The 13,533-nt window shown below is 61.7% G+C and carries 13 protein-coding genes; 10 read left to right on the forward strand and 3 right to left on the reverse strand.

The features are described from left to right. Nucleotides 1–14 precede the first annotated feature (14 nt). Genes JFU48_RS04875 through selO form a run of 3 tightly spaced genes read left to right on the forward strand, consistent with a single transcriptional unit; the run spans nt 15 to nt 6,657 of the window. Complete coding sequence (locus tag JFU48_RS04875; protein WP_003220963.1) at nt 15–1,757, forward strand: potassium/proton antiporter; 1,743 nt, start codon at nt 15–17, stop codon at nt 1,755–1,757. A gap of 34 nt (nt 1,758–1,791) precedes the next feature. Continuing rightward, the gene (mscK, locus tag JFU48_RS04880; RefSeq protein WP_201135981.1) at nt 1,792–5,145 is read left to right on the forward strand and encodes a mechanosensitive channel MscK; all 3,354 of its coding nucleotides are present in this window, start codon (nt 1,792–1,794) and stop codon (nt 5,143–5,145) included. 48 nt (nt 5,146–5,193) lie between these two features. Further along, the gene (gene selO / locus JFU48_RS04885; RefSeq protein WP_201135982.1) at nt 5,194–6,657 is read left to right on the forward strand and encodes a protein adenylyltransferase SelO; all 1,464 of its coding nucleotides are present in this window, start codon (nt 5,194–5,196) and stop codon (nt 6,655–6,657) included. 6 nt (nt 6,658–6,663) lie between these two features. Here the strand turns inward: selO and JFU48_RS04890 are convergent, their stop codons facing one another. Both JFU48_RS04890 and JFU48_RS04895 read right to left on the reverse strand, forming a co-directional pair. Continuing rightward, nucleotides 6,664–7,065, reverse strand: coding sequence for a helix-turn-helix domain-containing protein (locus JFU48_RS04890; RefSeq protein WP_201135983.1), 402 nt, complete (start codon nt 7,063–7,065; stop codon nt 6,664–6,666). Continuing rightward, nucleotides 7,062–7,358, reverse strand: a complete 297-nt coding sequence (locus JFU48_RS04895) for a type II toxin-antitoxin system HigB family toxin (protein ID WP_201135984.1) — start codon at nt 7,356–7,358, stop codon at nt 7,062–7,064. Before JFU48_RS04895 ends, JFU48_RS04890 begins: the two co-directional genes overlap by 4 nt. Nucleotides 7,359–7,551: 193 nt before the next feature. Here JFU48_RS04895 and trxC point away from each other — a divergent pair, with 193 nt between their 5' ends. Next, nucleotides 7,552–7,986, forward strand: coding sequence for a thioredoxin TrxC (trxC, locus tag JFU48_RS04900; RefSeq protein WP_201135985.1), 435 nt, complete (start codon nt 7,552–7,554; stop codon nt 7,984–7,986). Nucleotides 7,987–8,099: 113 nt separating this feature from the next. Here the strand turns inward: trxC and JFU48_RS04905 are convergent, their stop codons facing one another. After that, nucleotides 8,100–8,870: a ParA family protein gene (locus JFU48_RS04905; protein ID WP_103485568.1), complete on the reverse strand. Its 771-nt coding sequence runs from the start codon at nt 8,868–8,870 to the stop codon at nt 8,100–8,102. Nucleotides 8,871–9,221: 351 nt separating this feature from the next. Here JFU48_RS04905 and JFU48_RS04910 point away from each other — a divergent pair, with 351 nt between their 5' ends. Genes JFU48_RS04910 through JFU48_RS04935 form a run of 6 tightly spaced genes read left to right on the forward strand, consistent with a single transcriptional unit; the run spans nt 9,222 to nt 13,473 of the window. Then, complete coding sequence (locus tag JFU48_RS04910; RefSeq protein ID WP_201135986.1) at nt 9,222–9,950, forward strand: beta-ketoacyl synthase chain length factor; 729 nt, start codon at nt 9,222–9,224, stop codon at nt 9,948–9,950. Continuing rightward, nucleotides 9,926–10,732, forward strand: coding sequence for a lysophospholipid acyltransferase family protein (locus JFU48_RS04915; RefSeq protein WP_103521131.1), 807 nt, complete (start codon nt 9,926–9,928; stop codon nt 10,730–10,732). The genes JFU48_RS04910 and JFU48_RS04915 overlap by 25 nt, the downstream gene beginning before the upstream one ends. Beyond that, the gene (locus JFU48_RS04920; protein ID WP_003220949.1) at nt 10,716–10,991 is read left to right on the forward strand and encodes a phosphopantetheine-binding protein; all 276 of its coding nucleotides are present in this window, start codon (nt 10,716–10,718) and stop codon (nt 10,989–10,991) included. Before JFU48_RS04915 ends, JFU48_RS04920 begins: the two co-directional genes overlap by 17 nt. 9 nt (nt 10,992–11,000) lie before the next feature. Beyond that, entirely contained in the window at nt 11,001–11,255 is a 255-nt protein-coding gene (locus JFU48_RS04925; protein ID WP_003220947.1) for an acyl carrier protein, read from the forward strand. Beyond that, on the forward strand, nt 11,252–11,797 hold the full coding sequence (locus JFU48_RS04930) for a COG4648 family protein (RefSeq protein WP_007967286.1): 546 nt from the start codon (nt 11,252–11,254) through the stop codon (nt 11,795–11,797). Before JFU48_RS04925 ends, JFU48_RS04930 begins: the two co-directional genes overlap by 4 nt. Further along, a complete protein-coding gene (locus JFU48_RS04935; RefSeq protein ID WP_201135987.1) occupies nt 11,794–13,473 on the forward strand; it encodes an acyl-CoA synthetase family protein in 1,680 nt (559 codons plus the stop codon). Before JFU48_RS04930 ends, JFU48_RS04935 begins: the two co-directional genes overlap by 4 nt. Nucleotides 13,474–13,533: the final 60 nt, after the last annotated feature.

The raw sequence follows: 13,533 nt of genomic DNA on the forward strand, positions 1-13,533 counted from the left end.
CTGGAGTACTGCCTTTGAATGCGACGACCATCAACAGCCTGTTCTTGATCGGCGCGTTGCTGGTAGGTGCGAGCATTCTTGTCAGCTCACTTTCCTCCCGTCTCGGCATCCCCATTCTGGTGATCATTCTCGCGGTCGGCATGACCGCCGGGGTCGATGGCGGCGGGATCATTTTCGATAACTACCCGACGGCCTATCTGGTCGGCAACCTCGCACTGGCGGTGATCCTCCTCGACGGTGGCTTGCGCACCCGGGTTTCGAGTTTCCGTGTGGCCTTGTGGCCGGCGCTATCGCTGGCGACGGTCGGGGTGTTGATCACTACCGGGCTGACCGGCATGGCCGCCGCGTGGCTGTTCGACCTGAACCTGATTCAGGGCCTGCTGATCGGCGCCATCGTTGGCTCTACGGACGCCGCCGCGGTGTTCTCGCTGCTCGGCGGCAAGGGCCTCAACGAACGGGTGACCGCCAGCCTGGAAATCGAATCCGGCAGCAACGACCCGATGGCGGTGTTCCTCACCGTGACCCTGATCGACATGCTCGCCAGCGGCCAGACCGGCCTGCACTGGAGCCTGCTCGGGCATCTGGTGCGCGAGTTCGGCATCGGTGGCGTGATCGGGCTGGGCGGCGGCTGGCTGATGCTGCAACTGGTCAACCGGATCAACCTCGCCACCGGCCTGTACCCGATTCTGGTGATCGCCGGTGGTCTGGTGGTGTTCGCCCTGACCAACGCCCTGCACGGCAGCGGTTTCCTCGCGGTGTATCTGTGCGGTCTGGTGATCGGCAACCGCCCGGTGCGCAGCCGTCACGGCATCCTGCACATGCTCGACGGCATGGCATGGCTGGCGCAGATCGGCATGTTCCTCGTGCTGGGGCTGCTGGTCACCCCGCATGACTTGCTGCCCATCGCCCTGCCCGCGCTGGGTCTGGCGCTGTGGATGATTCTGTTCGCCCGGCCGCTGTCGGTGCTGGTCGGCCTGCTGCCGTTCAAGGCGTTCCACGGTCGCGAGAAAGCATTTATCTCCTGGGTCGGTCTGCGCGGCGCGGTCCCGATCATTCTCGCGGTGTTCCCGTTGATGGCCGGGCTGCCGAATGCTCAGCTGTACTTCAACCTCGCGTTCTTCATCGTGCTGGTGTCGCTGCTGGTGCAGGGCACGAGCCTGCCGTGGGTGGCCAAACTGCTCAAGGTGACGGTACCGCCGGAGCCCGCGCCGATCTCCCGTTCAGCGCTGGAAGTGCACATCACCAGCGAGTGGGAGCTGTTCGTTTACAAGCTCGGCGCCGAGAAATGGTGCATCGGTTCGCCCCTGCGTGAACTGAAAATGCCCGAAGGCACACGCATTGCCGCGCTGTTTCGTGGCCAGCAACTGCTCCATCCGTCGGGTAGTACGGTGCTGGAAGTCGATGATTTGCTGTGTGTGATCGGCCATGAACACAACCTTCCGGCCCTCGGCAAACTGTTCAGCCAGGCGCCGCAACGTGGTCTGGATCTGCGCTTCTTCGGTGACTTCGTACTCGAAGGAGACGCCCAGCTTAAAGCGGTTGCAGCGCTTTACGGGTTGCCGGCCGAGGGCATCGATCCGGACATGACGCTGGGTGCATTCATTGCCCAGAAGGTCGGTGGTGCACCGATCGTTGGCGACCAGGTGGAGTGGAACAACACCCACTGGACGGTTGCGGTCATGGACGGGAACAAGATCGGCAAAGTGGGCGTCAGATTCCCCGAAGGAAGTCGCCCGGGCCCCGGTCTCTTCCTCTAAACTGCGTCCACTATCACTTGCTTGACCGGTCTCTATGCCTACCCTGCGCTCTTTCTTTTTCGCGGCCCTGCTGGGCCTGAGTCTTTCCGTCGGCCCGCTGTATGCCGCCGAACCACCGTCCAGCGAAGCCGTGCAGGCCAGCCTGGACAAACTGGCCGACAGCAAACTGCCGGATGCCGATAAAAAGACCCTGCAGACGGTCCTGCAAAATACCCTCAATCAGCTCAACAACCGGCGTGACTACGACCAGAAGCTGATCGACCTCAAGCAACAACTGGCCTCAGCCCCTCGGCAGACCATCGAGAACACCCGCGAACTGGCACGCCTCAAGGCCACGGCGGTAGTGCCGATGGCGCAGCGTTTCCCCAGGGAGTCGATTCCGCAGTTGGAGCAGATCCTCACGGATCGCTCGACCCAGCAAAGCGATCTGCAAAAAGCGCTGGCCGATGCCAACAGCCTGATCATCACCGCCCAGACCCGTCCCGAGCGCGCCCAGGCGGAAATCTCCGCCAGCCAGACGCGCATCCAGCAGATCAACACCATCCTCAAGTCCGGCAAGGACAGCGGCAAGACCGTCAGCGCCGAACAACGCGACCAGTTGAACGCCGAACTGGCCGCGCTGAACGCGCTGATCCCGCTGCGCCGTCAGGAACTGGCGGGCAACAGCCAGTTGCAGGATCTGGGCAACAGCCAGCACGATTTGCTCTCGGAGAAATCCGACCGTCTCGACCGCGAGATCCAGGAACTGCAGACCCTGATCAACCAGAAACGTCTGGCGCAGTCGCAGGAAACCGTTACCCAGCAATCGATCGAGGCGCAGAAGGCCGGCGGCAGCAGCCTGCTCGCCAGCGAAAGCGCGGCCAACCTCAAGCTTTCGGACTACTTGCTCAAAAGCACTGACCGCCTCAACGAAGTCACCCAGCAAAACCTGCAGACCAAACAGCAACTCGACAGCCTGACCCAGAGCGACTCGGCCCTCGACGAGCAGATCAACGTGCTCAAGGGCAGCCTGTTGCTGTCGAAGATTCTCTATAAGCAGAAACAGGCGTTGCCACGACTCAAGGTCGACCGCGATCTGGCGGACCAGATCGCCGACATTCGCCTGTATCAGTTCGAAGTCAGCCAGCAGCGCGAACTGCTGAGCAACCCGGCGACCTACGTCGACAATCTGCTCTCCACCCAGCCGCCGGAGCAAGTCACCCCGCAGCTGCGCAGGAGCCTGCTGGAGCTGGCCAATACCCGCGCCGATCTGCTGGAGCGCCTGAACCGCGAACTGAGCGCGGTGCTCAACGAATCGATCACCCTGCAGCTCAATCAGAAACAACTACTGAGCACCGCGCAAAGCCTGCGCGCGACCCTTGATGAGCAGATGTTCTGGATTCCCAGCAACAAGCCGCTGGATACCGAATGGCTGCGCGGCGTGCCGGAGCGTCTGCAACGTCAGGTAGACACCCTGCCGTGGGCCTCAAGCCTGAGCGAACTGACCGACGGTCTGACCCAGCGTCCACTGCTGTTCCTGCCGCTGGCCCTTCTGATCGGCGCGCTGCTATGGCGGCGCAAACATCTGTATGCGCGGCTGAACAAGGTTCACCAGGACATCGGTCACTTCAAGCGCGACAGCCAGTGGCACACGCCGCAGGCGATCCTGATCAACATTCTGCTGGCGATGCCGGTAGCCCTGGGTCTGGGCCTGTGCGGTCTGGCCCTGCAAATCGACGCCCGCGGACAAAACGCCAACATGGGCGCGGCGCTGCTGCAAATGGGCCAGGCGTGGCTGGTGTTCTACACCGCCTACCGGATTCTCGCGCCGGGCGGCGTGGCCGAGTTGCATTTTCGCTGGGAAAAACCGCAGGTCGAATTCCTTCAAGGCTGGGTACGTCGCCTGGGCCTGGTGGTCATGGCACTGGTGGCCGTCGTGGCCGTCGCCGAGCTGCAACCGGCGGCGCTGGCAGACGACGTACTGGGCATGCCGGTGGTGCTGACCTGCTATGCGCTGATGGCATGGCTGCTCAGCCGCCTGTTGATCAGCAGTCCGGCCCATGAAAACGCTTCGCTGTTCCGCAAGGCCGTGGGCATCATGTTCACCCTGCTGCCGATCGCCCTGTTCGTCGCGGTGTGCTTCGGCTACTACTACACCGCGCTGAAACTCAGCGACCGGTTGATCAACACCCTGTACCTGCTGATGTTCTGGCTGGTGATCGAAGCCACCTTCGTCCGTGGTCTGGCGGTTGCCGCACGCCGTCTGGCTTACCAGCGCGCCCTGGCCAAACGCCAGGCCGCGAAAGAGGCCGGCGACGGCGAAGCGGTGATCGAAGAGCCGACCCTGGACATCGAAAAGGTCAACGAACAGTCGCTGCGTCTGATCCGTCTGGCGCTGCTCGGCGGCTTCATCGCCGCGCTGTACTGGGTCTGGGCCGACCTGATCTCGGTGTTCTCGTACCTCGACAACATCACCCTCTACGAATACACCAGCGGCACCGGCGCCAATATGAGCATGGTGCCGATCAGCATCGGCGACATGCTCGGTGCGCTGATCATCATCGGCATCACCTTCGCGCTGGCGCGCAACTTGCCGGGTCTGCTCGAAGTATTAGTGCTGTCGAAACTCAATCTGGCGCAGGGCAGCGCCTATGCGACCACGACGCTGCTGTCTTACGTGATCGCCGGCGTCGGCTTTGTCTCCACGCTGTCGACCCTCGGCGTCAGTTGGGACAAGTTGCAGTGGCTGGTGGCGGCGCTGTCAGTCGGCCTCGGTTTCGGTATGCAGGAGATCTTCGCCAACTTCATCTCCGGCATCATGATCCTGTTCGAACGCCCGGTGCGGATCGGCGACACCATCACCATCGGCAACCTGTCCGGCACGGTGAGCAAGATCCGCATCCGCGCCACGACCATCACCGACTTCGACCGCAAGGACATCATTGTCCCGAACAAGACGTTTATCACCGGGCAACTGATCAACTGGTCGCTGACCGACACCATCACCCGCGTCACTCTGAAACTCGGCGTGGATTATGGCTCCGACCTGGATCTGGTCAAGGAACTGCTGCTCAAGGCCGCCCGGGAAAACCCGCGCGTCCTCAAGGAACCCGAGCCGCACGTGTACTTCCTCAACTTCGGCGAAAGCACCCTCGACCACGAATTGCGCATGCACGTGCGCGACCTCGGTGACCGCAACCCGGTGATCGACGAAGTGAACCGCTTCATCAACCGCGAGTTCAAGAAGCAGCACATCAACATCTCGTTCCGCCAGATGGAGGTGTACCTGAAGAACCTTCACGACCAGGAATACAAGTTGGTGCCGGTCGAGGACGACAGCAAAACCATCGTGCCGATCAGCGGCGAGCAAAAGCCGCTGCAAGAGCCGCCGCCGGCCAAACTCGACTAACCGGTCTAATCCCAGCAGAATGCTCGGACATTCTGCTGGAGCCGGCCCTTGAAAGCCCTCGACGAACTGACCTTCGACAATCGCTTCGCTCGCCTGGGCGACGCGTTCTCCGCCCACGTGCTGCCCGAACCGATCGACAACCCGCGTCTGGTCGTCGCCAGCCCGGCGGCCCTGGCCTTGCTCGATCTCGAGCCGACGACGGCTGACACTCAGGAATTCGCCGAACTGTTCGGCGGCCACAAGTTATGGGCGGATGCCGAGCCACGGGCGATGGTCTATTCCGGGCACCAGTTCGGTGGCTACACGCCGCAACTGGGCGATGGTCGCGGCTTACTGCTGGGCGAGGTTTACAACAACGCTGGCGAGCACTGGGACCTGCATTTGAAGGGCGCCGGGCAGACGCCGTTTTCGCGCATGGGCGATGGCCGCGCGGTGTTGCGTTCGTCGATCCGCGAATTCCTTGCCTCCGAGGCGCTGCACGCGCTGAACATCCCGTCTTCGCGCGCGGCCTGCGTGATTGGCTCCGACACTCCGGTGTGGCGCGAGAAGCAGGAGCGCGCGGCGATGGTGCTGCGTCTGGCGCCGAGCCATGTGCGCTTCGGCCACTTCGAATACTTCTACTACACCAAGCGTCCCGAGCAGCAGAAACAGCTCGGTGAGCACGTACTGGCGATGCACTATCCCGAATGCCTGGAGCAGCCTGAGCCGTATCTGGCGATGTTCCGCGAGATCGTCGAGCGCAATGCCGAACTGATCGCCAAGTGGCAGGCCTACGGCTTCTGTCACGGCGTGATGAACACCGACAACATGTCGATCCTCGGCATCACCTTCGACTTCGGCCCATTCGCCTTCCTCGACGATTTCGACGCCAACTTCATCTGCAACCACTCCGATGATCAGGGCCGCTACTCGTTCAGCAACCAAGTGCCGATCGGCCAGTGGAACCTCAGCGCCCTGGCCCAGGCCCTGACGCCGTTCATCAGCGTCGAAGCCCTGCGCGAAACCCTCGGTTTGTACCTGCCGTTGTTCCAGGCGCACTACCTCGACCTGATGCGTCGTCGCCTCGGTTTCACCAGCGCCGAAGACGACGACCAGAAACTGCTCGAAGACCTGCTGCAACTGATGCAAAACAGCGGCGTCGACTACACGTTGTTTTTCCGCCGCCTCGGCGACCAGTCCGCAGAGCAAGCCGTCGCCCGCCTGCGCGATGACTTCGTCGACATCAAAGGCTTCGATGCCTGGGGCGAGCGCTACGTGGCACGGGTTGCCCGCGATGGCGACAGCAATCAGGAACAACGCCGCGCACGGATGCACGCGGTCAATCCGCTGTACATCCTGCGCAACTACCTGGCACAAAAAGCCATCGACGCCGCCGAACAAGGCGACTACTCCGAGGTGCGCCGGCTGCATGCGGTGCTGAGCAAACCGTTTGACGAACAGCCAGGGATGGAGGGTTATGCCGAGCGGCCGCCGGAGTGGGGCAAGCATCTGGAGATCAGTTGTTCGTCTTGAGACAGACTAGATGAATACGTCTACAGGCACCTTGAAGTAGTCGGCCAACCAGCGAACCTGCCGCAGGTTCAATTTGCGCTTGCCGTTCAGAATTTCTGAAACAACGGATTGAGTACCCACACCCGGCAGATCGCTTTGAGTCAGACCATGTTCGCGCATCATGTAGCCGAGGACCTCTTCTCCGCTCGCATCGGCCATCGGATGGTGCGTGCGATCCCACTCGGCAATCCAGTCACTGATGATGTCCAGCAGACTCGCGAGTGGGTGCGAGCCATCATCACCGGTTATCTCAAGGATCTCGTCGACGGCCTGAACCAAGGCATCGTAATCCTCTTCATTTTTCGGTTTTCGCAGCAACGGAGAGACAAACTCCCAGTGCTCGGCAACTGTCTTGATCAAACTACTCATACCTTTCCCTCCTTCCATTTGCCCCGATCGTATTCGCGGTGGTCGAGCACATGCTTGATGTAGAGCCTTTGTGATCGATAACTGACAAAGGCGATCAGCCTCAGTTTGTTGCCACCAATGTCGAAAACGTGGAGATCACCCACCTTGTCGGTGGCAGGAAATATCGACTTCATTGCCGCGAAGTCCTTTGAATAACTCCTGCTTGCCAGACGAAACCATTGCGCTAGCGCGCTTGCTGCCTGTGGCCACTGCTCCTTGGCCTCTCGAATGGGTTTTTCACTGAACACATGCATGCAACATCCTTATCGCATTCTGCTATGGGGAGTTAATCACAAAATAAAATTATCGCAACTTGCGATACATCCAGGCAGACCAACGGTCTGCCTCGGTACGACTCAGCCTAGATCCAACATTGAAATCCGCATGATTGAAAATATGAGCAAACGTCTCCAACTAGGGTTTATCGCCCTTCACTGGACCTCGCTCATGACCCACCCACTGCTCATCCCCTGCCCCGCCTGCAACGGCCTCAACCGCATCCCCGCCGAACGCCTGGGCGATCAGCCGAAGTGCGGGCGCTGCAAATCCGCGGTGCTGCTGAGCAAGCCGTTCGAACTCAAGCAAGGCGACTACGCCAGCCAGATCAAAGGTGATCTGCCGTTGTTGGTGGATGTGTGGGCGGACTGGTGTGGGCCGTGCAAGTCGTTTGCACCAGTGTTCGAGCAGGCGGCGGCGCAGTTGGCGGGCAAGTGCCGGTTGGCCAAGCTCGACAGCGAAGCCAATCAGCAGTTGTCGGCGCAGTTGGGGATTCGTTCGATTCCGAGCCTGATTCTGTTCAAGAACGGTAGGGAAGTGGCGCGCCAGAGCGGGGCATTTCCGTTGCCGCAGCTGCTGGCGTGGCTGCGTAGCCAGGGCATCTGACCCTCCAGAGAACCCAATGTGGGAGCGAGCCTGCTCGCGAAGGCGTCCGTTCAGTCAACAGAGATGTTGAATGTGCTGGCCTCTTCGCGAGCAGGCTCGCTCCCACAGGAAAATCAATGGTCTTCGAGCAGATTGTGCAGTTCAACGAACTGCTGCGTCAGTTTGTGCCGTGGGTCGAGGTGGATCAGCGGGGTGCTGGCCTGGTGCGACTCGCGCATGCGCACCGAGCTGTTCAGGTACACCGGCAGCACCGGCAAGCCCTCGGCAATCAATTCATCAAGAATCTGCTGCGGCAGGCTGGCCCGGGCCTGGAACTGATTGACCACGATGCCTTCGACTTCCAGCCCTTCGTTGTGGTCTTCCTTCAACTCTCCGATTTCCGCTAGCAGGCCGTACAGCGCCTGACGCGAGAAGCTGTCGCAATCGAAGGGAATCAGCACACGATCAGCGGCAATCAGTGCCGATACCGCGTAAAAGTTCAGCGCGGGAGGGGTGTCGAGATAAATCCGGTCGTATTCGCCATCCAGTTCATCCAGCAACTTACGCAGCTTGTTGATCTTGTGCTTGGCCTCAAGCTTGGGCTGCAGATCGGCCAGTTCAGCGGTGGCGGTGATGATGTGCAGGTTGTCGAACGGGGTTTCGTAGATGTCGGCCTGGTTTTTCTTCGAGAACGGACCGGAAGACAGGGTCTGCTTGAAGAAGTCGGCAATGCCCATCGGTATGTCATTCCCGGTGAGCCCCGTCAGATACTGAGTGGAGTTGGCCTGGGCATCGAGGTCGACCAATAGCGTGCGATAGCCCTCGCTGGCACTCACCGCCGCCAGATTGCAGGCAATGCTGGATTTGCCCACGCCACCTTTCTGATTGAACACCACGCGCCGCATGACAAAACCTCCGTGTATCAAAGAATGACCGAGTGTAGTTGCCTGTGCGTGCGCTTCGCTACCTTCAACGACGCGGACTACAGAGTCAGGCGCAAAAATCAGCGGGAACAGAGGGCAAAAACCTCCCGTGTGCGCTGATAGGCCCGACAGACAAATCCCCCACGATCCGGATAATGGCCAAGTGACAGTTTTTCTGCGAACCACTCAGTACATTTCGTTGAGCAAAACGTAACCAACATTTGCTACACACTCGTCGCACCGGGATAATGCGCGCCACCCGGCGCCAAGCGCCACGTCAGGTCAGCCGCGGCTTTGGCGACTCAAAGCGTCATAAAAGCCCGCAGGGGCGGGATGAACTCCGTGATCAACTTCAACATCGCCCAATGGCGCGCGTGGGCCCCGGGGCTCGACAGCGTGGACGCGTGGCAGGCCTGGAGCCGACAACCGGTCGTGCTCCCGGGCAGCGATGTCGCGCCCGATGTGTCGTTTCTGCCGGCCATGCAGCGCCGTCGGCTCAGCCGCCTGGCGCGCATGGCGTTCAGTGTCGGCTGGCCGCTGGCCGACGGACGGGAGAACCTGCCGCTGGTGTTTGTTTCGCGCCACGGCGAAACCCCGCGTACCTTCGAGATCCTCAGTGATCTGGCCAAGGACGAGCCGTTGTCGCCGACCCAGTTCAGCCTGTCGGTGCACAACGCAATCATCGGTCTGTGGTCGATCATGCGCGGCGAAACCAGCGAAATGACCGCCCTCGCGGCGGCGGGCGATGGCCTGGAACACGGCATCCTCGAAGCCGCTGCCCTGCTCGACGAAGGCGCTCCGGCGGTGCTGCTGATCATCACCGAAGAGCAGCCGCCCGAGGCCTATTCGCAGTGGATCGACGACGTCCCGTTCCCCTATGCGCTGGGCCTGCTGCTCACTCCCGGTACCGACTGGCGGCTGACCCTGAACAGCGGCCCGGAGGCACTGTCCAAAACGCAATGGCCACACGCGCTCAATTTGTTGCGCACCCTGCTCGGCCAGCAATCCCATTGCCAACATGCCTGGAAAAATCGTGTATGGACCTGGCAACGCAACCCGTGACCGCGAAGAACCGCGACGCCTATTACTGGCGCTTGCTGGCCACCGCCGCCAGTTTCGCTCTGTTCGGGCTGGGCGGGCTGTGCCTGCGCCTGCTGGTGTTCCCGTTGCTCGGCTATTTGCCGGGAGACGCGCTCAAGCATCGCCAGCGCGCGCGGCAAACCGTCAGTCGGCTGTTCTGGTTTTTCGTGCGGTTCATGGCCCGCACCGGGGTCCTGACCTACGACATTCAAGGGGCGGAACGCCTCGGCCGGCCGGGGCAGATGATCATCGCCAACCACCCGTCGCTGATCGACGTGGTGTTCCTGATCGGCCTGGTGCGCCAGGCCAATTGCGTGGTGAAGAAAAGCCTGTGGGAAAACCCCTTCACCCGCGGCCCGCTGCGCAGCACCGAATACATCAGCAATGACGGCAGCATGGACATGCTCGATGCCGCGGCCGAATCCCTGCAAAACGGCCAGACCCTGATCATTTTCCCCGAGGGCACGCGCACTCAACCTGGTCAGGCGCCAGCCTTTCATCGGGGGGCGGCGGCGATTGCCCTGCGCGGTGCGAAAATCCTTACGCCAGTGGTCATCAAGGTCAATCCGACCACCCTGACCAAGGCCGAACCCTGGTATCGCATCCCTCACCGCCGCGTGCACTTCAGTTTTCGTATCGGGGCCGATATAGATCCACAGACTTTCGCCACGCAAGGCCCTGCACCGCAGGCCTCGCGCAAGCTCAATGATTATTTGCACTCTTACTACATTAAGGAGCTCGCCGAAGATGAGCGATCTGAATAACCCTGGCCTGGTGCGCGACATCAAACTGCTGATCATCGATGCCCTGGGCCTCGAAGACATCAGCGTCGACGACATCGGTGACGAACAGACGCTGTTCGGCGAAGGCTTGGGCCTGGATTCCGTCGACGCACTGGAACTGGGTCTGGCGATCCAGAAAAAGTACGGCATCAAGATCGACGCCGACGCCAAAGACACCCGTAACCACTTCACCAACGTGGCGAGCCTTGCGGCATTCGTCACGGCAAAAAAGGCAGCTTGAGACCGGACCATGCAAACTCGTGACGACATTTTCAACACCCTGCGCGATGCCTTGGTCGAGCTGTTCGAACTGGATCCGGCGCGGATCAGCCTGGAGTCCAACCTGTATCAGGATCTGGAAATCGACAGCATCGACGCGGTCGACCTGATCGATCACATCAAACGCCAGACCGGCAAGAAAATCGCCGCCGAAGAATTCAAATCGGTGCGCACTGTCGGTGACGTGGTCGAGGCGGTCTACCGTCTGGTTCAACCGGCCGCATGAGCCGATTGATCGGCCTCGGCCTGCTGTTGGCGGGGCTGCTGTACCCCTTTGCGGTGTATTTCGGCATGGAGCACTTCGCCCCGTGGCAGTTCGGACTGCTGCTGGGCGGCCTGTGGCTGGCGCGCGCGCTGACCGGCGAGCGCAAACCCGGCAGCCGCTGGATGGCCTGCGTGGCGATCGTGTTCTGCCTGCTGCTGGCGCTGTTCGACAGTCCGCTGTTGCTGCGCTGGTATCCGGTGTTGATCAGCGGCTTCATGCTGGTGCTGTTCAGCCTGAGTCTGAAATACGGGCCGCCGATGGTCGAGCGTCTGGCGCGACTGCGCGAGCCGCACCTGCCGCCCGAGGCGATCCGCTACACCCGCCAGGTCACCGTGGCCTGGAGCGTGTTTTTCTTCTGCAACGGTTTGTGCGCCGCGCTCCTGACCCTGTGGGCGCCGCTGCATTGGTGGATGTTGTACACCGGCCTGATCTCCTACGGATTGATCGGCCTGATGTTTGCCATTGAATGGCTGATACGACAACGGGTAAGAGGCCGTAAATGAACTGGATAAAACTTGAGCAACTGTTGCTCAAGGCCCTGCCGGCGCGCGTGATCAGCGCCGCCCCGGCGCTCGATCACACGCAACTGCGCGAGCAGGCGCTGAGCGTTGCCGCCGGCCTGCAAGCACGCGGCGTGCAGAGCATGGCGGTGCATCTGGAAGATGCCGCCGACCTCGCCATCGCCCTGCTCGGAGCCTGGCGCGCCGGCGTCAGCGTCCTGCTGCCCTCCGATCTGCAAGCGCAGACCCGCCAGCGCTGGTCGAGTGAAGTCGATCTGTGGTTGAGCGATCATGCCGATGACGCTCACTTGAACGATCTGCTGCAGCCTGCCTTGCCCGGCGCCGAACTCGATCTCGAGCAGTGCCGCCTGAGCCTGTGCACCTCCGGCTCCAGCGGTGAACCCAAGCGCATCGACAAGACCCTGCGCCAACTGGCCAACGAGGTCGAGGCACTGGAGCAACTGTGGGGCGCGGATCTCGGTGAAGCCTGGATCATCGGCAGCGTCGCCACCCAGCACATCTACGGTTTGTTGTTCCGGGTGCTGTGGCCGCTGTGCGCCGGACGTCCGTTCGGGCGCAAGCAACTGGCATTCTCGGAAGACCTGCAGCGCGCCAGCCGCGAACACCCGGCCTTCGCCTGGGTCGCCAGCCCGGCGCTGCTCAAACGCATGGGCGACAACCTCGACTGGCCAGCACTGAGTGCCGTGCGCCGGGTGTTTTCCTCCGGCGGTGCGTTACCGGCAGACGCAGCACAGAGCCTGCAGCAACGCCTGCATCAGTGGCCGACGGAAATCCTCGGCAGCTCGGAAACCGGTGGCATCGCCTGGCGTCAGGGCGCCAGCCTGTGGCAGCCCTTCGCCGGGGTTGAACTGAGTCAGGACAGCGACGGCGCCCTGCTGATCGCTTCCCCCTATTTGCCCGCCGGGCATGTCGAACACACCGCCGACGCCGCGCGCATCGCTGCCGACGGGCGTTTCGAACTGCTCGGGCGGCTGGACCGCATCGTCAAACTCGAAGAGAAACGCATCTCCCTGCCGATGCTGGAACAGGCGCTGATCGCCCACGACTGGGTCGCCGAAGCACGCCTGGGCGTGGTTCAGGAAAACCGCGCGGTGCTGGGTGCCTTGCTGGTGCTCAGCGACGCAGGCCTGTTTGCCTTGCGTGAACAGGGCCGTCGCAACCTGACCGAAGCCCTGCGCAAACACCTGAGCCAGCATTGCGAAGCCTTGGCCTTGCCCCGGCGCTGGCGTCTGGTGCGGCAACTGCCGCTGAACAGCCAGGGCAAGCTGCCGCAGGCCGACATCGAAGCGCTGCTGCTGGCACCACGGCCGAAAGCCCCGGAAGTGCTGGAACAGCTCGAAACCGACGGCGAGTGGAGCCTGCAATTGAGTGTTCCGCCGGACCTGGCCTACTTCAGCGGTCACTTCCCCAAGGCCCCGGTGCTGCCCGGCGTGGTGCAAGTCGAATGGGCACTGAACCTCGGCCGACACCTGCTGAACCTGCCCGGCAAATTTGCCGGCATGGAAGTGCTGAAATTCCAGCAACTGGTGCGCCCGGGCGATGAAATCCAGCTACACCTGCGGTTCGATCCCGAACGCGGCAAGCTGTATTTCGCCTACCGAAATGAGACCGCGACCTGCTCCAGCGGGCGAATCCTGCTAGGAGCCGCCGATGCATAACCTGTGGCGAGGGAGCTTGCTCCCACTGGGCTGCGAAGCGGCCCCAAACTCGGATCACGA

Origin of the sequence: Pseudomonas sp. TH49, assembly GCF_016650625.1 — a bacterium.
Classification (GTDB): Bacteria; Pseudomonadota; Gammaproteobacteria; order Pseudomonadales; family Pseudomonadaceae; genus Aquipseudomonas; species Aquipseudomonas fluorescens_H.